The organism is Leptobacterium flavescens (genome assembly GCF_010671605.1).
Classification (GTDB): domain Bacteria; phylum Bacteroidota; class Bacteroidia; order Flavobacteriales; family Flavobacteriaceae; genus Leptobacterium; species Leptobacterium flavescens.
The window spans coordinates 1,089,348-1,111,570 of sequence record NZ_JAABOO010000001.1 but is presented as its reverse complement, the minus strand read 5'-3'; the positions used below and the strand labels follow the sequence as shown (position 1 = coordinate 1,111,570).

Here is a 22,223-nt window from a genome sequence, read left to right as displayed (position 1 = left end):
TTCATTGCCATTTTGACCTTACGATCGTTAGTGCCCCCCTGCTTAACTAAAACAACCTTTAACTTTTGTAAGAAACAGCCATGAAAAAAATCTTAGCCATCGATGATCAGGAACTTATCTTAATGTCCCTTGAATTCAGGCTTACGGAATTAGGATATGATGTTAAATCCGCCAATAATGCCAAAGAGGGCATAGAACTCTTTAATTCCTATGAACCCGACCTGGTTATTGTAGATATTAATATGCCGGATATGCCCGGGACCGAGGTAGTGAAATACATACGTACTATTAAAAATTCAAGCACCCCTGTTATGATACTTTCCGGAAATACCGATAAAGATATCATTGCAAACAGTTTTGATATCGGTATTGAAGATTATATGGAAAAACCGGTTAGCCTGGATGAGATCTACACACGCGTAAAGCGTTTAATAGGAGATGGTAACGAAGATTCTAAGCCGGTTATAAAGAAGAACGATAAGGCCGGAATCCTACAAAAGGCCTGCGTAGGGGTCGTTATTCCCTGTTATAATGAGGAAAAAAGGCTTTTAAGCCAGGATTTTATTGATCTTGTACATAGTAACCTGGAATATCACCTCTGTTTTGTGAATGACGGAAGTACCGATAACACCCTTGAAGTGCTGGAAACACTTAAAAAGAGCAGGGGAAATAATATCAGCGTATATAATTACGAAAAGAACGGGGGAAAAGCCGAAGCAGTCCGGCAGGGAGTACTTCATCTTCTAAACAATAATCCCCAACTGGATTATATAGGTTTCCTGGATGCCGGTCTTTTTACCGATTTTGCTGACTTTGAAGACCTGGTAAAAACCATTGAATCTACCGATTTCAAGATTGTCAGCGGCTCACGTATAAGCAGGATGGGAACTAGTATTACCAGGAAGTCGGCCAGGCAGATCATTGGCAAGGCCATTAACCTGATCGTTCAGAAGACCCTGAGAATACCTTTTAAAGACACTCAGTGCGGAGCAAAGATCATGGATAAGGAAATTGTAGATAAAATGTTCCGTGACAAGTTTATCACCAAATGGCTCCTGGATGTGGAGATCTTTATGAGGATGAAAAACCACTACGGAAGAGCTAAGGCGAAAGCCATGATATGTGAACAACCCCTTAAGCGGTGGAGCAATGCCGACAGATCCAAACTCTCCATGAGAGACTCTGTAAATATCCTTGGGCAACTGACCCAGATAGCATTCAGGTATAACAATTAGAGAATATTCTTCATTTATATTCGAGTTAGTTTAGGTCAAGGCCGTCCTGTTTAATTGCAGGGCGGTTTTTTGTTAGATCTCCCCGATTATCGTTTAACCCGTATTTACTACCATTCGTCTACATAAAAAAACTCATCGCCGAAAACCATCTGGTTTCACTGAGCTGGCAGGTTAATTTTAGGGTAACCCAAAACACACTATAGCCTATGAAAGCCGGAATAATTACCCCTTGTTACAATGAAGAAAACAAACTACAGATAGAAACCTATATAAGATTTATAAGAACGAATGATAACTATCACTTGTGCCTGGTCAATGACGGAAGCTCCGATAAGACCTCAGAAGTTCTGAAACAAATAAAAAAAGCTGCTCCTCAAAGAGTAAGCGTTATCGATCTGAAAGAGAACAGAGGAAAGGCCACAGCCGTTTCTGTAGGAGCCAAATATCTATACGAGCAGACAGATGTTGATTATATAGGTTATCTGAATGCCGATCTCTCCACCGATTTTAATGATTTTGATCAATTGGTCAGTATGCTTGATAAAACCGGCAAACTTTCCATGGTTTTCGGCTCCAGAGGATATGGAGAAGGGAATAGAGAGAGCAACTTTATAAGAAAGTTCTTTTCGATCATCATTAAGTTCCTGGTATATTTTACCCTCAGGTTGCCCATAGAGGATGCCCAGTGCGGAGCTAAAGTATTCAGAAGGAATATTGTGCCGGTTGTTTTTAGTAATCCCTTTTTGTGCAGATGGCTTTTTGATGTAGAGATCTTTATCCGCCTGAAAGAATACTTCGGAAGGCATTATGTAATGGAAAAAATAAAAGAACAGCCTTTGGAAAGATGGGTGCATGCAGATGATCCCAAACTCGGAATGAAAGACGCCCTTCAGCTCCCGTACAGATTATTGAATATCGGATTTAATTACCATCTGATCAATAAGTTTCAGGGACCTAAACAGGCTTATGAACTGGAAAATATTGCGGTTAGCTACATCATAACATAAAAATCGCTCCGCTAGTCTATAGATTCCCTCAATCTATCGAAAATAAGAAGAAAGAATTAGGCGATTGAAATATCTTTATTATTAACAGCTCACCCATATGAAATGGACCGGAAATAAATACAAGAGAGAAATTGTTACTGAAGAAGGCTATTGCCTGAAAGTAAAGCTAACCGAGGAATCAAAATATTGGTGGGGCGTTTATAAGAATAAAGAAGTTATTTATGAAGCGAAGAAAGACAGGGACCTGAAAGGAAACCTGTCTGCAGCGCAAAAGGCCGCCCAGCAGCGAATGATCAGGCATATGAATAAAGAAGCCTGAATTCGCGAAAGACATGCATAACCCCCAACCTTTGTAAATTGATGTATAGCAAATAAAAACACCCGAAAGCCCCCCTTCGGGTGCTTGTTTTAAAGATTTCGTTTTTGATGTTCGTAAAAGGCATCGGCCTGTAATTGCATCATAGACCTTGCTTTTTCACGCTTGTAAGTATAAAGCTCTTCTTCTTCTGAGATGTCCTGATATACCTTGTCGTTAATAACAACATCGGTCGCCAGTACCTGCTTGCGCTGATCTTCTTTTTGTGCAACCCACGTTTTTACAGCACTCTCCTGATCCTCCAGCTTATGGTCGTACTCTCCTCTGGGAGATAATAATTTGGCTATAATAGGCGATGTTTCAATGGCGAGGAACAAGAGGAAAATAAAAAAGGACGGTAACCAGGGTAATTTTCCTAAAGCATTGATCCGTGCCATTAAACCATCGAAGCCGTCAATGACCGGCTGTGTATTATTTACTTTTTCCGAATATTCGGAAGAGAGCGTAGCTATTTGTGTTTCCCTGTCCTGTATCTTTTGAGCATTGGCTTCCCGCAGTTGTTGCAATTCCTGAAGGGAGGCGTCATGTTTTTCACGTTTTTCTTTATATACAGGCCCTTTCCCGAGTTTGAACGTTCCCGCGGTACCTTCTGCCTCCGAAATATAGGTGTCGTATAAATCGTTTACCTCTGCTTCCTTATCGCTTACCTCTCTTTTTAACCCGGTAATTTCATTGTTCAGCTTTTCTATCACCGGAGTGTATTGCAGGGCTATCTGTTCCTTATTATCCAAGGTCATCTGATTTTTTTCCTCGAGAAGCACCTGGTCTATCTCTTTCTGAAATATTTTAAGCTCCAACGGCTTGGAGATCACAATTGCTATGATAATTGCAAGGATGATCCGTGGGGTAGCCTGTAATAATTCATGGCTAAAAGAATCCCTCTTTTTTATGGTAGACACTATAAACCTGTCCAGGTTAAAGATGAGCAGCCCCCAAATAAATCCGAAAAATATTGAAGTGAATATATTATCAAAAACCGTATAAAGTGCATAGGAGGAGGCAATAAATGCCATTACTGCGGTAAAGAACACCGTGGCCCCAATACCTGCATATTTGTTCTGCTCTCCCTTAGAGCAGCTCTCCAGAATATCTGTGTCGGCACCGGAGCAGGTTATAAAAAATTGTTTAAGCATATCTACCTTGTTTTGATTGACGAATAATGATAACGGCAATTCTTTATAAAATGTTGTATCTGCCAGAGGGATTAATATATAAACCGGGCTTCCCAAAGTGCTGATGATTAGTCAGATTGCCTTGAAAAGCCCGGTATCCTGATTTAAATTTACCCTTATTGGTCCCTCAAACTTCTAATTAAGCTCTTGCTCCAGTGGTGGTGGAGGAAGCTGAAGGTTTATTTGTTTTATTTTCTTAGCATCCAATGCATGATATATTTTGCTCAGTTTTGAATACTCTCTCAATAATTCCTTACTATCGGATTCTGATAGTTTTGTTGAACTCTTGAGCTTTTTCAGTTTTTTAAAGTAAACGTTCATATTATCCAAGTAAACCTCAACAGCTCTTTTTAGCTCCTGATCCAGTTCGGCCATTTGTTTAGGTTTGACCGGTGGAGGTGGTGGAGGCGGACGCAATCCAAAGCTTTTCCTGACTCTTTCATCAAAAGCGTTATAGATCTCTTTCACTTCGTGATAATCTTTAACCAACTCATCATGTGTTTTCTTATCGCCTTTAGCCAGGTATTCCTTGATCTTCCGGGTGTAGGCCCGGGACCTTTCCATATATTCCTTTCTCTGTTTTTCACCTATTTTTACCAACTCTACTTTAATCGCTTCCTCAGCATTTTTTTTATCAATTATTTCATATACGACTACAGGTTTTTTACCGTCTTTCTGAACCTCAATGACCCTTGGTTTTTCCTTTATGATAAGTTTGGGCTCTTCAGGTTTTGAAGGTGGCTTTACCTCTTTTATCTTGATTACTTTTGGAGGCTCCGGAACTTTCTTGGCTTTTGGTGCCGGCGGCGGCGGTGGAGGAGGAGGGAGCTTTGGGAATTTCTCTGCCTTCTCACGTTGTGCCGGTGTCATCAGATTATAGATATATTTGATACGTGTCAGATCTTTTAATTTAATAATCCTCTTGTTTTCAGGTTGTGCATTGAGCTTTCGCACGTAATCGTTATACTCTTTGATCATTTTTTCCGTAGCTACTTCCTGCGGAGGGTTAATATCGCTGCCAAGCAGTTGCTTTGCAAGGCTTAGACCTTTATCTGTTTTGATATAATAACTGATCTTTTTGGCTCCATCTTGTGTTATGGCATCCGTAACATCGGTTATAACTCCCATTTTTACATCACCTTCCAGTTTGATCTTCGCATGGATGAGTTTCTTTTTCTCTTCCTGACTCAGGTGACTATTGATCTTTTTGAGTTCCTGACGGAAGAGATCTTTCTCTACCGGTTTTTGATTCAGAGTTATCCTCAGATCTGCTTTTATTTCTATGTCCAGATCTTCGGCAATCGTAAAAGCTTCATCGGTTTTTGCAGTTTGTTCCGCTTTCGGATCCTGCTTGTCCGTGACTTCTACCTGGGCCTCTACCTTGGTACTAAACGAATAGACCAGTATTGCCAGGAGGGGGATCAGCGAAATTTTCTTGATCGCTCCCACCAGTGCAGGGGTACGCTTTGTCATCATTTTTAATCGTTTTTTTGTTACTAAATAATTAAGGTTACTGGCCAGGTAAACCTTATTTTTCCACTCTGCTTTATCCAGCAGTAAATGCTGATAGGCAGAAACATTCTTGTGCGCACTGACAACCGATTCATCGGCCAAAAACTCATGATTGAGTTGAATAGCTTTCTTGAAAAGGTATATTATCGGGTTAAACCAGAAGATCACCTTCAGGAATTCTATAAAAAGAATATCCAGGGAATGCTTCTGTTTAACGTGGGTAAGCTCGTGTGTGTACAGTTCCTCCTCGATCTTCTTATGGGCAAAATCCGCCCGGTTAATAAAGATGTAATGAAGAAAGCTATGAGGGAGTATTTTCTCCCTGAGTAAAACAAAAAATGCGTTTTGAGATCTCACTTTTTCATTTTCAACCGCCTTTTTATAGATCTCATACAGGTTTTTTACAAGACGATAAAGGAAGAGTAAAAAGCCTATAGCGTATATGCTTATAAGGATAGCCATTGCATTATCGGCAATGATATCTGAAGCGGTCAAAGCGACGTTTTCGGTAACCTCAACTCCACCCGAAATTGTGGTATCCTGCAAAGGAACAACATCTTCGGCAGCAGTTGGTTTAGGAGCAACCTCAATGATCAATTGAGGAACGGTAAATGAGAAAACCAGGCTCAATAAAAGATAGAATCGGTTAAATACATGCATCTTCTCCCGCTCCAGGAAGAGATGGTAGACAGCAAGCAATACTGTCATGCATAAAATCGATTTTATAAGATAGCTTATCATTTTTTCTTCTTTTTGATTTCCTGATCAACGATCTTTCTGAGTTCTTCCAGTTCCGAAGCACTTAAATCGGTTTCCGAAGTAAAGAAAGAAGCAAACTGAGAAGCGGAATTATTGAAAAAGTTCTTGATAAGCCCGTTTAAGTGATTGGAGAAATAATCCGATTTTTTGATCAGGGCAAAATACTGCCTGGATTTTCCAAACTCCTTATAAGCTACAAAACCTTTGGCGCTCATTCTTTTCAGAAGGGTAGCCACGGTAGTGGTAGCGGGTTTGGGATCGGGATATTCCTCTAACAGGTCTTTCATAAAAGCTTTTTCCAGCTTCCATATGTATCTCATTAATTGTTCCTCGGTTTTGGATAGTTGCATTTTTTGTGAAATTATAATTTACTCTACAAATGTAGAATAAAATTTAATATGCTCGACATTTGTAGAGCATTATTTTTATAAAAAAGAAAAACACCCAGTAAAAATGGGTGTTTTCAGCTATATATTATGATATTTTTAGGATTTCAGCTCCGTGAAATACTTGAAAAAGAGCGGGATAGTCTCAATTCCTTTAAGGTAGTTCCAGATCCCGAAATGCTCATTTGGCGAGTGGATGGCATCACTGTCGAGTCCGAATCCCATAAGGATGGTCTTGCTTTTAAGCTCTTTTTCAAAAAGAGCTACAATAGGAATACTTCCTCCACTTCGTTGCGGGATAGGAGTTTTTCCAAAGGTATCCGCATAGGCTTTGGCGGCTGCTTTATAACCGATACTATCTATCGGGGTTACATAAGCTTGCCCACCGTGATGAGGTGTAACTTTTACTGTGACACCGGCAGGAGCTATATTTTTAAAATGCTCTGTAAACAGTTCCGTAATGCGTTTCCAGTTCTGATCGGGAACCAGGCGCATAGAGATCTTGGCGTAAGCCTTACTGGCAATAACCGTTTTAGCACCTTCGCCTATATAACCTCCCCAGATACCGTTGACGTCCAGGGTAGGGCGGATGGAATTCCGCTCATTGGTAGAATATCCTTTTTCTCCGTATACATCCTCAATATCCAGTGCATTTTTATAGGCCTCGAGAGAGAAAGGTGCTTTGGCCATTTCTGCTCTTTCCTCCTGTGATAGCTCTTCCACATTATCATAAAAACCGGGAATGGTAATATGATTGTTCTCGTCGTGAAGAGAGGCGATCATTTTAGAAAGGATATTGATAGGATTGGCTACTGCTCCTCCGTACAGGCCGGAATGCAGATCGCGGTTGGGTCCTGTAACTTCCACTTCCACATAACTCAACCCTCTGAGGCCGGTAGTGATAGAAGGTTGTTCATTGCTGATCATTCCCGTATCTGAGATAAGGATCACATCGTTAGCCAGTTTTTCCTGGTTGCGTTCTACAAACCAGCCGAGGCTTTCAGAACCGACTTCTTCTTCACCTTCTATCATAAATTTTATGTTACAGGGTAACTGATCTGTTGAGGTCATAAATTCCATTGCCTTTACGTGCATATAGAACTGTCCTTTATCGTCGCAGGCCCCGCGGGCAAATATGGCACCGTCGGGATGAAGATCTGTTTTTTTGATGATAGGCTCGAAAGGACCGCTTTCCCAAAGATCCAGCGGATCGGGTGGCTGTACGTCATAATGACCGTAAACCAGGACGGTGGGTAAATTTTTATCGATAATTTTTTCGGCGTAAACAATCGGATAGCCCGGAGTCTCGCAAACTTCAACCAGGTCGCAACCTGCTTTTTCGAGAGCTGATTTTACAGCTTCTGCGGTATTGATAACATCCTGTGAAAAGGCGGGATCGGCACTTACTGAAGGGATTTTTAAAAGGTCGATGAGCTCATTGATAAAACGTTCTTTGTGTTCCCGAACGTAGGAGGATATATTTTCCATGAATTTTATTTTGAATATATAAAATTACAAAAAAGAACTTTTTTTAAAAGAGTAATTTGAAATTTGAAAGTATTGTTTATATTTGCACCCACAAAACAAGATTCATGCGGGCGTGGTGAAATTGGTAGACACGCTAGACTTAGGATCTAGTGCCGCAAGGTGTGAAGGTTCGAGTCCTTTCGCCCGCACAAAAGCTCTCCGGAAACGGGGAGCTTTTCTTGTTTTAAAAGAGATTTTAAGAACCAAGCTATCAGATAGCCTGCGGGCTCGCTAGGCGCCACCTGGCTCGTTCACTAAAAATACCAATCGGGTATTTTCTTAACGTTCCGTCCTGCCCGCACAAAAAAGCTCTTCAGAAATGAAGGGTTTTTTTATTTTATAACCGTGAGATAGGTACGTTGAGCTTAGTTGGTCTGCGGGCTCAACCCTGCGCCTAGGCACCACCTGGCTTAAGCTGGCTCTATCCCGATAGCTATCGGGATGTGACTAGAGCTATACATCTTAAAGATACACATACTTCTTTTTACATAATAGCGCTAGTTTATAACTAGTGCTATAAAAATATCCCCATTCTAAATAAAAACATTTTCAAAATTGATATCAGCTTTAAAAACCTTTTAGGGCTTTCTTTAATCTTAAATATTTTTTCACATAAAAAAGATAACCATATGACAAGCAAATAACATCAACTGTAAAAATCAGTATGCTTGTCTTAATTCCTAATTCGGATGTAGCCCAATCTATAAAAGTTCTATCAGGATAGCTAAATCCTGAAATAAAATAAAAGCAAATTAGAATGATTTGTATTAGAACCAAATATTTTACGATAAAGTGCTTTAATACGTTTAATGTATTCTTTAAAAATAAAAGGCTATTATCTTCTACTTTAACTTTTCTGCTTAGATATAACCCATAGCAACTAAAAATTAGGCCGCATACAGCAATAGCAATTGACAGGGTAAAGGCCAACTCACTCATACGATTTCTAAAAATAAAGAAACCTACAGTTAATATAAACCCAATAACAATTTCTATTTTTAATACATTACCTAACTTATCTAATTCTGAACTTGTAATATGGCTGGGTAATTCAATAGAATCTCCATTAAAAAGCGGATTTTTATGGCTGTCATCCCATATTTCTTCAATTTCTTTCATTTGACATTAGTTGTTTTAATTTTTTCTTAATTCTATTTATTCTTACTCCTACGTTTGATTGTGATAAACCAATTATTTCGGCTATTTCATTATGCGTTTTCTTTTCTAAATAGAGCATAATTATTGCTCTGTCCAGTTGAGAGAGTTGCTTAATTGCTTTATACAGGAGGTTAATCTGATTTTCACTGGATTCTTCTTTGGGAGAACTGTGGCTGCCTTTAGCCGTCCTCATCAGGTCTGTTTTTATCTTTTCATTTTTCTTCTTTTTACTGACCTCATACAAGCAAACATTAACAGTTACTCTATATATCCAGGTCGAGAACTTTGCTTCTCCTTTGAAAGTGTCTATTTTCCGCCAAATCTGGATGAGCACTTCCTGAGTAAAATCATTAAGTTCATCTTCATTATCTGCAAATCCAAAACAAATCTTTCTAATGAATGGCAGGTATTCACTTATTTCTTTATTAAAATCTTTATTATCTCTCATTAAATAGTTGGAAAACTAAAGGGTCAATCTTGTAAACTTTTTAATTTATTTGATAGTATTAAGTATATCTTCTTTTGAGTATTGCTCCCCATTTACAATTATCTGAAGAACAGAACTTGTGTTTTTAATATCGATCAAAGGATTCTTTTTAAGCAGTATCAAATCGGCTTCGTACCCTTCTTTTATTTTGCCTACACGTTTTTCCAGGCCTAATAATTTGGCGCCATTGGTAATAGCGATTTCCAGTATTTCCCGGTTAGATAAACCACATGATTTTAATAATTCTAATTCTTGATGAAAACTATAACCCGGAACTATAAACGGATTATTTGCATCTGTTCCAGCGGTTAACATAATACCATTTTCATGTAACATTCTTATAAATTTTTCTACTTTCCCCCATACTTTGTGAGCTATTTGAAAATCGTCTTCTCTCCAACCGAGGTTAAAATTAAAAGTAGTTTTCCAGTTTTTCACAATGGAACCCGGAAGGTATTTTAGTTCTTCCTGGCTTTGGTATTCTCCGGAATCTCCAAAAAAAGCAGCATGAAATACAACAAGTGTAGGATCTACAGAAACATTATTCTCTTTTAAAGCCTTAATTGCCTCTCTAATTTCTTTTCCATCCAAATCAACATATTCAAACCATTTGATATGAGCCATAACTCCTAAATTTGCATATTTGAGATACTCTTTGCGTTTATCTTTTGGCAATAAGTTTTCATTTCCCGGCATAATGTGAACTATATTATCTACTTTCAGATCGGCTGCTTCAGTCCATGATGTGGAATGTAAATGGGCAATACTTTTTAGACCTAGTTTCCTGCTATGTTCAATCCCTGCTTTCAATAATTCGGGAGACAAACTTGAATATAGTTTTATAAAATCGACACCATTTTCTTTTTGAGAATTAATCTCAGTAATGATGTCGTCGGTTGTTTTTACTTTTACTGTAAGATTCTTAAAATTCAACGTATCTATAATACTTCCTGCTACTAAAAGTTCCGGGCCGAGAAGCTTTCCTGACTTTATATCTCTTTTTGCTTTGACCGTTTTTTCAGTAAGTCCGCCAGGGTCTCGGGTAGTTGTAACACCATTCGCCAATAACAGCTTGAGTGTCTTTTCAGTCAGTTCAACTGAGGGTTCCATAACTAAGGCTGGTTTTTTATTCTCGTCAAATTCCAGATTAACCGGTCCCATAGCTACATGGGCATGAGATTCAACAAAACCAGGCAGGACATAGGACCCCTTGGCATCTATGACCTTTCCATTTGATTTAATTTTATTGGAGTCATCAGTTTTAGTTAATTTCTGAATTTCACCATTTTTAATGTATATATTTTGAGGAGATTCAACTATTCCTTTTTCTATATTAACTATTCTTGCATTGGTAATGATCATATCTTGTGACTTTACCACTATTGCATTTAGAAATAAAAATACAATTGCTATTTTTTTTAGTGTCTTCATATTTTAAATTTTGATATTTTACTTTTACACAGTATGATTATTGTTTTTAAAAATTCTTACACATTTTTTTTAAAAAATGTAAAAGCAAACAAAACTTGTGATTCAAAATATCTGGAAATGAAAACAGTAGCTGTTAAAAGAATAGAATAATTAAGTAGGTTAGATAGTAAATAATATTTCATAAAAAACCACCTCTCAAAAAATGAGAAGTGGTTTTGTTTTTGTTATACCCCTTGCAAGTTACATCCCGATAGCTATCGGGATTGCGCTAGCGTGGAGATATCCGTGCTATCGGTTTTTAGTTACTTTTTGCGTTCACAACTGTGTGGAATGGCTATGTGTAACCCATTTAAATCTTTAGTACTGAGAAGGTCAAAGTTTGATTCAGTAGTCCACACTTTTCTGTCATCTATATGAACACTTCTAGAAGTATATATAGTATGATTAGTAATTAAACTTGATTTACTCAAGTTAAGTTTATAAGATTTACCTACAATTATTTTCTTATCACCTTTTATTGAAGATAAGTTCTTTTTGGAAGATTCTATTAAACCTATATATTTTTTATGCTTCACTTTGATTAAATAAGTTGATTTTGTACTATCAATATCAATTATTTTGTATTTCAAGCAATTTTGTGAACTAACTACTTTGAATATTAGAGCACAAAAGATTAATAATACTAATTTCCTTTTATTGTACATATTTAATTATTTGTGTTTTAATTGTTTTTGTGAAAAAATAACCGATTCGAACAAACCTTTAATTGTCCGTACGGTAACATCTGAAATAGTAGAACCATCAGGTTGTAGCACACTGTTTTTTCTATTTATATCAACTGTTATACCTTGTTGTTTGAAAACTTTTTCAATATCCCCTCCTGGGAACTCACCATTTGTAATAATATGAGAAGTCTTAAATTCGTCACTATTTGGTTTTGCTCCTGGAAAAAATTCTGCTCCAATAAAAGCTTCAATTATTTCATGCATCACAAGCCCTCCTTTTCCTGATTCTCCTTCAATTAATCCATCTAAACCTTTTTGATGATCCGGATTAACTTGTTGACTTGCTGTTATGGTACCATCTTCATTAACTGTGCTACCTCCAAAAGCTCCTCCTATTATTATACCTCCAGTTTGATCACTAACGTTACTACTACTAGCATTCAACTCAACAGTAATTTTATCGCTATTTATAGCTTCTAATAATCTCTTATCAGCCTTAGATATTGCTTCACCTTCAGCTGATAATCTTCCCGTTTCCGCATTTCTTGTTATTTTTAAATTACTAGATTCATTTAATTGTTGAGTAGCTTCTTCCGCACGGTCTCCATTTATATTAACTGTAAATCTTCCATCAGGATCAATGAACTTCATTGGATTATTCATCATTGAATTATAAGGAGAATACTCAATAAACTTTTCTGCTAATGGATCAAGATTCATCCATCTACCTAAAGCTGGATCATGATTTCTCCAACCAAAGTCTTGCCATTCTAATCCTAATTCTTCTTGATTTTCTTTTCCTTGGTACTCATATTTATGATTTCTACCTATAACAGCTGAGTTATACCCCTTATGTTTTAATCCAAAAGGATAATAATTATTTTCCTCTCGTATTTCAGATGAAGTTACACTACCATCTCCATTATCATCAGAATAGCTTAAGCGTATGTTCCCTAAATGATCTTTACACTGATAGATATAATCATAACCATTGCTTCCATCCGGTTCTACATAACCTTCGGCCGTACTAAAGAATTGTAAATTGCTGTTTTCATATACAAAATTAGCTGCATACTCAGTGGTTGTTAAAGAGCTTCCGTCTGTAACGACCTTTTTAAGTTTCATTCCAGCGGCATCGTAAATATAGTTAATTTTCTTATTCTGATCGTTGTCAAATACCACTTCTGTAGGTAAATTAAGATAATTATAACTTATAGCTGTAATATTTTTGTTAGTATCGGTTATCATATTCCCGTTTACATCATAGTTGTAATCATCTGTAGTATCGGTAGTTGTGTTTACCGCATCATCTTTAAACCCAAATTCATCTATAGTAGCTCCATCGGCCACTTTCATTAATTTATTACCGCTATCATAGCTATAAGTCAGGTCATCCATCGTACCAAAAGAGGTAGCTCCCGCATTGATATGTCCTTTTCTAAGCAGAGAAGTAATATTCCCGTTTTTATCATAAGCAATGCTTTGCAGATTATAGTTACCCGTATCATCTATCCCTGATTTGATACGATTAAGAGCATCATAGCTATAAGTATAAGTTTTTAAACTGCTATCAGTGTTAGCTGTCTTCCATTGGGTTTGGCTAATATTCCCGTTATAGAGCGCCGTTCCCGAAGTCGGATCGTTATATGCAATCTTAAAACTAAACAGGTCGTTCCCTATATTATTTATATCATTAATGGTCTTTAGCCATCCACGTACATTATAGGAATAATCTACGGTCTGTAATCTTGTAGCACTGCTTTTAGCATTCCCTACTCCTTTTTGTACCAGTTGTCCTATTTCATCATAGGTGTTTTCCACGATCAGTTCTTCCGAGCCGCTTCCCACCTGGTGGGTTTGCCTTTTAAGCCTGGCTGCATGATCATATTCAAAACGTTCAGTAACCACAATAGCCGCATTACTTCCCTTGGTATGAGTATTTTTAGTCTCCTCTACCTTTCCGGCAAAATCCAGTTTGCTCTCCAGGACATCGGTAGTATTTAACTCCCCATTTTTGGTAGCTATATAAATAGGACGTGCCTTGCTGTCATACGCGGTAAGGGTTACGATCCAGTTATTGGTTCCCAATACCCGTACCTTGGTTCCGGTAGCAAGCCCCTGGGTGAGTGTTGTGATAGCCTGGCCGTATATACTTCCTGTTGGGACGGTCAGATCAAAATCTGAGACATTGCCGTCAAAGCGATAATCGTCATAGTAGTTCACGCTAAATACCTGATCAATTCCTGTATTCGGATAGGCCGAGTTACTGTAATAAGTGTTTGTTCCTCCAAGAGCATTGGCATTATTGCTCTTTGTTTCATACTGAACACTTGCTGTATCTGCCGCAGTCTGTAAGGTGGCTCTTGTACTACTGCTACCTATACGTCCGGTATAGACTGCTCTTCCAAAAGCATCGTATTTGGTAAATAACCACTGGTTTTGTGCCTGCAGATTCGGATCCTGGGTCATTATGGGTTGATCCAATATGTTGTATACAATATACTCCCATCCTTTTCCGGGGATCTTTTTCTCGATAAGCCTATTCCTTCTGTCGTATTTATATTGATAGCACAACTCATTAAGTTCTGTAGTGCTTACTCCATCCGAAGTATCCACCTTGGGAGATAATACAAAGCTTAGATTTCCAAAATCGTCATATACATAATAAGTATCATGAGCCACATTCTGGTCGTAGGTACGTTTTAAAACCACCTGTCCTCTGTTATCCTTAAACTCCTCCGTGGTATGATCCTTATCATGGGCCTGTCCGCTTTGCCAGTTCTCATCTTTGGTTACCGTTTTATACAGTTCTCCTGCTGCATAGTGATTATTAGCCGTTAAAACCGGAGTCTCGGGATCGTTCCCTGTAAAGCTTACGGTATAATAACGTACTTCATTAGCTACATTCGCCTCATAGGCAAATTTGATCTCTCTTCCGCTTCCCAGTTTCCATGCTTTTCCGGGAGCAGCCTGCTTTAAAGGCCTGTTTAAAGGAGAAGCTTCAAATTGTGTTTGTGAATAAGCATTGGCATCCGAAGTCGTTACATTCTGGAAGTCCGCAGCATAGTGTGTGGTATGATACTGCTTGGTAGCCAGATCCTGGTCACCCGTCCTGTAGGTTCCTACGGTTCCCGCAGACATAAAAGGAAGATACTCCTTCTCCTGACGTCCGTAGCCATCATAAGTAATATGGGTAATGATATCTTCCTTGCCCGGTGCCTGTTTAATAGCCACCGTCTGGGTAGGCCTTCCAAGACCATCGGTATAGGCTACCTGTTCAATAATATCGCTGTTATTTTGAACCTGGTTGGCATCAGTCATTCCCCGCTGATAGTTACGGGTATACACATAGTTCTTAGTGCTACTTAAGGTACTGGCGGTATAATCACAACCGTTATTAGTTCCGTAAACCGTTGGACACTGGTCATTGCTGTTGGTTACATATCCACTAGGCGCCACACTGTAGAATACACTTACCGCCGGATCTCCAAATCCATCCCCGTCACTATCCTGATAGAAGTTCTGAGGGGCAATATTGGTAATATTTACAGTAGTATCGTCATGGTCATCGTCATTGATCACATAACCTGATGGTTGCGCACATCCGGTAGAAGATACCGATGCATTTCCATAACCATCTCCATCACTGTCTGCATACCAGATAGTGTTAGGGTGAATGGCACTGTTGCTGTCATTACAATCGCTGCTGTTACTTACATAACCTGATGGTTGCACACAGGCAGTAGTTGTAGAAGCGCTGTTCCCATAACCATCGCCATCACTGTCGGCATACCAGGTTGTAGATGCGGTAATGCTGTAACTTACGCTTCTGGCAGTTCCCCAGCACCCGCTACTGTTATTACGAGCCCTTAAATAATAGATCGTACCACTGGTTCTTGTAATACTTGCAGAAGAATTAGAGGTACTGGTCCCACTGGCAGAACTTTGCCAGTACCAGGTAATCCCGCTTGGAGGTGTTCCCCTGGTAAGTACAGTATTGTCGCAATTATTGATCACCGTCGGAGTACTCGGGGTAGCCGGGATGCTATTAATACTATAGCTTACACTTCTGGCAGTTCCCCAGCATCCGCTGCTGTTGTTTCTTGGGCGCAGGTAATAAATGCTCCCACTGGTTCTTGTAACACTTGAAGAAGAATTGGAAGTACTTGTTCCACTGGCAGAACTTTGCCAATACCAGGTAACCCCACTTGGAGGAGTGCCTCTGGTAAGTACGGTACTGCCGCAATTATTGGTCACCGATGGAGTGCTCGGGGTGGAGGGTACAGTATTAACACTATAGCTTACACTTCTGGCAGTTCCCCAGCATCCGCTGCTATTATTTCTTGGACGCAGATAATAAATGCTCCCACTGGTTCTTGTAACACTTGTACTTGAATTAGAGGTACTGGTTCCACTGGCAGAACTTTGCCAGTACCAGGTAACTCCGCTTGGAGGATTGGCCCTGGTAAGTACTGTGCTGCCACAACTATTGGTCACTGTCGGAGTACTGGGGGTAGTCGGAATGCTATTAACACTATAGCTTACGCTTCTGGCAGTTCCCCAGCATCCGCTGCTATTATTTCTTGGGCGCAGGTAATAAACGCTCCCACTGGTCCTTGTAACACTTGAAGAAGAGTTAGAAGTACTGGTCCCACTGGCAGAACTTTGCCAATACCAGGTAACCCCACTTGGAGGAGCGCCTCTTGTAAGTACGGTACTACCACAATTATTAGTCACCGATGGGCTGCTCGGAGTGGAGGGTACGCTATTAATGCTATAGTTTACAGTCCTTGCCGGTCCCCAGCACCCTGCAACTCCTCTTGCTCTTAAGTAGTAAACACTTCCACTTGTACGGGTAATACTTACCGAAGAATTGGCAGTACTGGTACCTGTAGCAGAGCTTTGCCAGTACCAGGTCTCTCCGCTGGGAGGGTTGGCCCTGGTAAGTACTGTGCTGCCACAATTATTAGTAATTGTCGGGCTGCTCGGTGCAGTAGGTACAGGATTGATTTGATATCCTACCCCTACGGACGGCCCCCAGCATCCACTACTGTTATTACGTGCTCTCAAATAATAGATCGTACCGCTAGTACGGGTAATACTTACCGAAGAATTGGAGGTGCTGGTTCCACTGGCAGAACTTTGCCAGTACCAGGTTTCCCCACTTGGAGGATTAGCTCTTGTTAAAACCGTATTTCCGCAATTATAGGTAACGGTTGGTGTGGTGGGCAGTTCCGGACAATTGGAACCCCCGCCTCCGCCCGGACCGGTAAGCTGGGCGTGGCCCGCATAGCTCATCAACAGAAACAGCAGGGCCGAGAATATATGTTTATGGAATTTCGTATTCATCTTCGTTTAGTTTTTATAGTGATACTGGTAATCGCTAAGCAATCTGTTATCTGCATCTCGGATCGCCTGCAGGCGGTTGTACTCATCATACTGGTAAGTGGTAGTATACCCGCGCGGATCGGTCATGGTTGTTACCCCTGCCAAAAGATCATACTCGTAGGTGCTTACAAAAGCATTCGGAAGCGCTGTTCTAAGATTATTTAAACTCGATAGGTTGGTAATCCCGTTCTCTAACAGGGAACTGGTGGTTGTGCTTAATGCCGTAGCTACTTCTGCCAGGGTAGCATTATCTATTTTAGCTACCGGATAGGTCTGATTATAACCCCACAGGTAGGTGATCGGCGCCCCGTCTTCCTGGCTTAATTCTACCGGATTGCAATTAGTATCGTAATGCACATAGTTGATCCTTCGCTCTACCGCTTCGTTAGCTTTTTTGGTTTTTACCTCCTTCATTTTTATCATATCGGTATGATATTCCTTATACACATTCTGAAGGCTGGAAAGCAGGACCCCGTCCTCATAGTTTTTAGTATAGATCGGGCTGCTGATCTGGTTAAGTGTAACCATTTTAGTGATCACTGTCTGCTCATCCTGCGTATATTCTGAAGTGGGATAGCTCTCTACCGGGTAGAAAAGTTCTGTCTTCCTATGGGTGCTGGTACCATTCTCATCCAGGTAAGTATTAACCACCTTTTGCTGATAGTTTATCTGGTTATACTCAAAGGTCTGACGTTGTTCCACTACGCTCTGAGTGCCTTGTACATCATAGAAATAACTTTTGTTGATCGCTTGTGTTAGTGGCGACCAGCCCGAGGTCACATTATCGGTAAAGGTGAAAAAAGCAGGGCCGCAGTTCTGGTAATTTCCTGCTGCTATACAATCGGTATTAACAGAACCTCCGCCGCAATTCGGTGCATTTTGAGGAAGGGTATTGATATAGTGAAAATACTGATCATAAAACTGCGTCCAGGCACAATTAATAGGCTCTACATTAAAGGAAGAAGCTATAGTTACTTCTGATGGGAGATTATATTCGTTGACGACTTCGGATAAGACCCTGTCACTATTGTCATATACTTTCTGATTTAACAAAAGCCCTCTTTTAAACTCCAGGTTAGGTGCCGGCCTGTACGGATAAGTGAAGGTTTCCGGCGGACTGGCAAAATCCCTGGCAGAGGTAAAGGTAAATACCGACTTTCCAAGATTGTCCTCAAACATGCTAACCGTTTTATAACCCACATAGCTCCCCCGGGTAAGCTGCGTATTCGGCTCTTTAGAGATAACTTGATAGGTTACATTGGTAGGAGAAAATGTTGTTTCTCTATTATCTGATGTACTAAAAAGATATCTGGTTTCAGTAATCTGATAGCTTTTCGTCAGGTTTCCGATACGCCCGTCAATAGATCCGGATGATTTGTTGGTATCGTTCGCTTCCGTATAACTATAGCTTACCTTCTTTTGAATAGCCGTTGGGTTTTCATCATCCCTGAAGATCACTTCCTTAATACGAACTCCTCCACCCAAAAGATATTCCTTGGGAGAAGAGTTAGCAACCCCATAATGCAGTTTGGCTAAAGTGGTAGCCGAATACGGATCTAAAGTAAGTCCGTCTATAAGCTTAAGTCCGAAGGTATAGCTTCCCGCAGGTACGGAGAACTTGATACAGCTTTCGCTTAAGGTCGCCCAGTACTCATCTCCGTTAGAAGCGGTAAGTACCACTCTGAATCTGTCAGCATCGGCCTGGGTCCCACTCTGAAGGGAAGTGTTTACATATACATCCTGATTGTAACCTATAGTTACCGCCGTGGGCGTAGGTGGCGGGTTGTTATTAGATCCCGATAAAGTAAGTGATAGGGTGGTAGGAGTATAATTATCCGGGTTGGCCATATACACATCCGATGACAGTGCTTGACTTCCCTGAAAAGAGAAAGTATTATGCTCAAAAACAAATTCCTTGCTACCTCCTGTCGGGTAAGTGATCTTGTTTAAAAGTCCTGTTTTAATAGCGTCTTTATCGAAAGTCAGGTTGTCAAGACAGGAATTACTGTTACTGGTATAACCGTCGGTATAACCCCAGACATCACTCTCGGAGTCAAAAGCCGGTAACTGGCTCCTGTTTGTATAGGAAAGCGTATGGTCATAGGAAAGGCTTCCCGCCTTTTCCGATACCTCGTCCAGCCAAAGACGGGTAGCTATAGTAGAATAGCTTAAAGTATATCGCTTGTCTTCCTGCCCTTGTTCATCTTTAATAATAATATCCTTTAAGATAGCTCCTCCTGTTTCCGGGTGGGTATTGTCGGTTACAAAATCGATAGTTACTCCATCCCTAAAGGTGATTTTGGATAGTTTTCGGGTATCGGTATTTGTAGTATAATAAGAAACGGTTTGTTCCGGCTTTAATATGCTAGTGTTATAGGCATTGGCCATAAACTCCGCTGTAACAGGCGAGATAATATCGTTGTAAGTTCTGGTGATCGAAGCGGTGTATAACTCCTGGATGGGAGTATAGTCAAAGCTTACCAGTTCTTCACCATTACTGGTAGTGATCATAGATAAATGCCATGCCGAACGATTATTGATCAGTGCTCCCGGAGAAGCGGGAATACTTCCAGTACCGCCCTGAGGAACGCTTCCGGTTACCGGAATAGATTCCACATTTTCTATCTCATCAAAAATATACTTATAGCCAGCGGTATCTGTAATGGTAAAGGAATTTACTGCTAGGGTTACGGGATCATAGTCCAGCTCGATCTTTACCTGCTGAGCTCTAGATAGTAGTTTAGGCACCAGAGCTCCATTTTCCTTGATAATTACAAAACGACCTGATATATTAAGTAGACTAAACTGATACAGATCCAGCTGGGTGTCGTACTTATCAGAACTACTTCCATTGGCCTTCCAGTTAAATTCGTCTTTTTCAGCCGTGGTTAAATTGGCGTAGTTCCAGAAATCGTCATTGTGAAGTACGCCGGTCCTAATACCAGGGCCGTTCGCTTCTTCGTCTACAACACCACGTACTGTTCTGGAGATCACTCCCAGACCTGTAAGCGACCAGCCCGTGCCTGTCCAGCCTGAACGCTCATTAATACGTACACCGGTGGTGTGATAACTTAAACCGAATGATAATCCCAGTCCGCCCGATAAAGGACGTGAATATAAAGGGATACTAATGTTTGCCTGTCCGCTGTAATAATCGACAGGAACTTCTTCAAATTGCATCAGAGATGCGACCGTCGGAGACGGCGGAATGATCTCGGGGAGGGCAACATCACTGCCCTGGGCATAAACGCCCATTCCCATAAGACTACAAAAAAAGGCCAGAAGCCAATAAGGTCTTTTCATAACATCGAAATTTTTGGTATTAATTAGTGTATTTTTATATGGGTATTGAAATAAATTCCTACAATTAATGTATCAAATGTAAGTATTTTTTATAATATGAAAGAAAATATTTATAAAATTGTAGTAATTAGTGTAATATAAAGAAGTAGGAAGACTCTAGAAAATGCTGTCTAAGAGCATTTTTATTACCCAAAAATTACATTTGTAAGAGTTAAATTAGTATCTCATATTTTTCGATACAGATGGGTTTTCTGCTGATGAGAAGATATTTAGAATTTAGTATTTGAAGAATAGAAGAAAATGATTCCTCAGTAAATTTCTTCAGGAAATGATTAGTGGTATGTGAGGCCTTCTAATTTTAATAAGATTAAACCGCAGGCGGCTTGTTTTCCATCCGGAATTGGAGAGGGGAGGTGCTGGTCTCATTTTTAAAGGCACGGCTAAAGGTGCCGCTGCTTTCAAAACCAAGTCCGGCTGCGATCTCTTTGACGGATTTCTCCGAATAGATCAGGTATTTTTTTGCTTCCGAAATGATCCGGTGCTGAATGATCTTGTTAGGAGAAGGCTGGTTATACTGCTTAAAGATATTAGCCAGTGTTTTAGGAGACTTGTTTAAAAGATCGGCATATTGTTTTACCAGGTGAAGCTTTTTAAAATTCTCCTCCACCAGCATATTAAAACTGCGGAAAACCTCAATATTAATGTTGGGATAATCGGTTTCAAACAGCTGCTTCCTGGCTACCCGGGTACTAATGATGATCCATCGTTTTAGCAAGGAACGGAACATCTCTCCCGAGATATGATCCAGCATATCAAATTCCTCCTTGATGACCGTTAAGAGCATTTCCATGCGGGAACTATTCAGGTAATCGAGAATAAGGATAGGATTTCCCATCGACCCGAAAAAGAGGAGGCCATTACAGGAAACTTCATGATCATTCTGATAAATACAATAGAAATCCCGGTTAAATCGCAGGATCAGGACTTCTCCCTTACACTTGGTGATGTCAAAACTCTGATTGGGAGTTATAAAGGTCATTTCATTTTTATCCAGGGTAACTGGCAGACCGTCTATCAGAAAGATATTCTGCTCATCCCGGTTCCAGACTATACAGTATAGGGAACTCTTATCATGATCAAAATCGAGATGATCCAAACTGATAGAATCCCCCGCCGATAAATAATGCAGGTTAAATATCTGTAGCTTGTCGTCAAATAGTAAATTTTTCATTCGGAAGGTTAGGTCTTTAGTCTACTAGATTACTAAAAATAGCATAATCTGCATAAAAATTAAGCCAAAAAAGGAAAAAAAGCGATGATTGAGGGAAATCTTGCAAAACTTAGCCTGATTTCCGGCTGTTGAGTTCCTTTTTGTATTCTTTAAGTCTTTTTAAATAAAAAACCTCCGCTGTAACGGAGGTCCTGGCACAATAAATCTAAATTAATTAATGGTCATCTTTTTTTAGTTCCTCGACCAGTTCTTTTGCGTCTTCCTGGAGCCTTTTGGCATCTTCCTTAATATCTTCGGTAGCTTCTTTTACTTCTTCAACGGCCTCCTTAACATCTTCTTTTGCCTCTTTTAAAGCTTCCTTGGTATCATCTACTGCTTCTTTTATATCTTCCGACGCTTCTTCCAGGGCGTCATTGGTTTCTTCAATGGCTTCTTTTGCCTTTTCCTTGGTGTCCCTGCAGGAGCTCAGGAGCGATACGGCCATTACCATAACAGTAAGACTTAAAAATACTTTTCTCATAATGTG

Annotated in this window: 14 protein-coding genes and 1 tRNA gene; 4 read left to right on the top strand and 11 right to left on the bottom strand. The window is 39.9% G+C overall.

What is annotated here, in order from left to right; all coding sequences use genetic code 11:
* Positions 1-80 precede the first annotated feature (80 nt).
* From GWK08_RS04890 to GWK08_RS04880, 3 genes are all read left to right on the top strand, one after another.
* The gene (locus tag GWK08_RS04890) at positions 81-1,235 is read left to right on the top strand and encodes a response regulator (protein ID WP_163605774.1); all 1,155 of its coding nucleotides are present in this window, start codon (positions 81-83) and stop codon (positions 1,233-1,235) included.
* Positions 1,236-1,441: 206 nt separating this feature from the next.
* The gene (locus GWK08_RS04885) at positions 1,442-2,242 is read left to right on the top strand and encodes a glycosyltransferase (RefSeq protein ID WP_163605773.1); all 801 of its coding nucleotides are present in this window, start codon (positions 1,442-1,444) and stop codon (positions 2,240-2,242) included.
* A gap of 97 nt (positions 2,243-2,339) precedes the next feature.
* Entirely contained in the window at positions 2,340-2,561 is a 222-nt protein-coding gene (locus GWK08_RS04880) for a hypothetical protein (protein ID WP_163605772.1), read from the top strand.
* 89 nt (positions 2,562-2,650) lie between these two features.
* On the opposite strand, the gene GWK08_RS04875 is transcribed toward GWK08_RS04880, so the two are convergent.
* From GWK08_RS04875 to GWK08_RS04860, 4 genes are all read right to left on the bottom strand, one after another.
* Positions 2,651-3,751, bottom strand: coding sequence for a DUF4407 domain-containing protein (locus tag GWK08_RS04875; RefSeq protein WP_163605771.1), 1,101 nt, complete (start codon positions 3,749-3,751; stop codon positions 2,651-2,653).
* 174 nt (positions 3,752-3,925) lie between these two features.
* Positions 3,926-6,010 (bottom strand): M56 family metallopeptidase, encoded by a 2,085-nt coding sequence (locus GWK08_RS19195; RefSeq protein ID WP_204335997.1) that lies wholly within the window; start codon positions 6,008-6,010, stop codon positions 3,926-3,928.
* 29 nt (positions 6,011-6,039) lie between these two features.
* Positions 6,040-6,411 (bottom strand): BlaI/MecI/CopY family transcriptional regulator, encoded by a 372-nt coding sequence (locus GWK08_RS04865; protein WP_163605770.1) that lies wholly within the window; start codon positions 6,409-6,411, stop codon positions 6,040-6,042.
* A gap of 135 nt (positions 6,412-6,546) precedes the next feature.
* Positions 6,547-7,935 (bottom strand): dipeptidase, encoded by a 1,389-nt coding sequence (locus GWK08_RS04860; protein ID WP_163605769.1) that lies wholly within the window; start codon positions 7,933-7,935, stop codon positions 6,547-6,549.
* A 106-nt stretch (positions 7,936-8,041) separates the two neighbouring features.
* Here GWK08_RS04860 and GWK08_RS04855 point away from each other — a divergent pair.
* Positions 8,042-8,123, top strand: a tRNA-Leu gene (locus GWK08_RS04855).
* 418 nt (positions 8,124-8,541) lie between these two features.
* Here the strand turns inward: GWK08_RS04855 and GWK08_RS04850 are convergent.
* The 7 genes from GWK08_RS04850 to GWK08_RS04820 form a co-directional block, all read right to left on the bottom strand.
* Positions 8,542-9,093, bottom strand: a complete 552-nt coding sequence (locus GWK08_RS04850) for a hypothetical protein (RefSeq protein WP_163605768.1) — start codon at positions 9,091-9,093, stop codon at positions 8,542-8,544.
* Positions 9,080-9,580 (bottom strand): RNA polymerase sigma factor, encoded by a 501-nt coding sequence (locus tag GWK08_RS04845; protein ID WP_163605767.1) that lies wholly within the window; start codon positions 9,578-9,580, stop codon positions 9,080-9,082. Before GWK08_RS04845 ends, GWK08_RS04850 begins: the two co-directional genes overlap by 14 nt.
* Before the next feature lie 45 nt (positions 9,581-9,625).
* Positions 9,626-11,050 (bottom strand): amidohydrolase family protein, encoded by a 1,425-nt coding sequence (locus GWK08_RS04840; protein ID WP_163605766.1) that lies wholly within the window; start codon positions 11,048-11,050, stop codon positions 9,626-9,628.
* A 710-nt stretch (positions 11,051-11,760) separates the two neighbouring features.
* Positions 11,761-17,124, bottom strand: a complete 5,364-nt coding sequence (locus tag GWK08_RS04835; RefSeq protein ID WP_163605765.1) for a DUF6443 domain-containing protein — start codon at positions 17,122-17,124, stop codon at positions 11,761-11,763.
* Between the two features lie 6 nt (positions 17,125-17,130).
* On the bottom strand, positions 17,131-20,466 hold the full coding sequence (locus GWK08_RS04830; protein WP_163605764.1) for an RHS repeat domain-containing protein: 3,336 nt from the start codon (positions 20,464-20,466) through the stop codon (positions 17,131-17,133).
* A 367-nt stretch (positions 20,467-20,833) separates the two neighbouring features.
* Positions 20,834-21,697, bottom strand: coding sequence for a helix-turn-helix domain-containing protein (locus tag GWK08_RS04825; protein ID WP_163605763.1), 864 nt, complete (start codon positions 21,695-21,697; stop codon positions 20,834-20,836).
* Between the two features lie 214 nt (positions 21,698-21,911).
* Positions 21,912-22,217, bottom strand: a complete 306-nt coding sequence (locus GWK08_RS04820) for a hypothetical protein (RefSeq protein WP_163605762.1) — start codon at positions 22,215-22,217, stop codon at positions 21,912-21,914.
* Positions 22,218-22,223 lie beyond the last annotated feature (6 nt).

Coding starts and splice junctions, on each gene's coding strand:
- GWK08_RS04820 (WP_163605762.1), bottom strand. CDS start 22,217: ATGAGAAAAGTATTTTTAAGTCTTACTGTTATGGTAATGGCCGTATCG.
- GWK08_RS04860 (WP_163605769.1), bottom strand. CDS start 7,935: ATGGAAAATATATCCTCCTACGTTCGGGAACACAAAGAACGTTTTATC.
- GWK08_RS04825 (WP_163605763.1), bottom strand. CDS start 21,697: ATGAAAAATTTACTATTTGACGACAAGCTACAGATATTTAACCTGCAT.
- GWK08_RS04850 (WP_163605768.1), bottom strand. CDS start 9,093: ATGAAAGAAATTGAAGAAATATGGGATGACAGCCATAAAAATCCGCTT.
- GWK08_RS04840 (WP_163605766.1), bottom strand. CDS start 11,050: ATGAAGACACTAAAAAAAATAGCAATTGTATTTTTATTTCTAAATGCA.
- GWK08_RS04880 (WP_163605772.1), top strand. CDS start 2,340: ATGAAATGGACCGGAAATAAATACAAGAGAGAAATTGTTACTGAAGAA.
- GWK08_RS19195 (WP_204335997.1), bottom strand. CDS start 6,010: ATGACAGTATTGCTTGCTGTCTACCATCTCTTCCTGGAGCGGGAGAAG.
- GWK08_RS04885 (WP_163605773.1), top strand. CDS start 1,442: ATGAAAGCCGGAATAATTACCCCTTGTTACAATGAAGAAAACAAACTA.
- GWK08_RS04835 (WP_163605765.1), bottom strand. CDS start 17,124: ATGAATACGAAATTCCATAAACATATATTCTCGGCCCTGCTGTTTCTG.
- GWK08_RS04890 (WP_163605774.1), top strand. CDS start 81: ATGAAAAAAATCTTAGCCATCGATGATCAGGAACTTATCTTAATGTCC.
- GWK08_RS04865 (WP_163605770.1), bottom strand. CDS start 6,411: ATGCAACTATCCAAAACCGAGGAACAATTAATGAGATACATATGGAAG.
- GWK08_RS04875 (WP_163605771.1), bottom strand. CDS start 3,751: ATGCTTAAACAATTTTTTATAACCTGCTCCGGTGCCGACACAGATATT.
- GWK08_RS04845 (WP_163605767.1), bottom strand. CDS start 9,580: ATGAGAGATAATAAAGATTTTAATAAAGAAATAAGTGAATACCTGCCA.
- GWK08_RS04830 (WP_163605764.1), bottom strand. CDS start 20,466: ATGAAAAGACCTTATTGGCTTCTGGCCTTTTTTTGTAGTCTTATGGGA.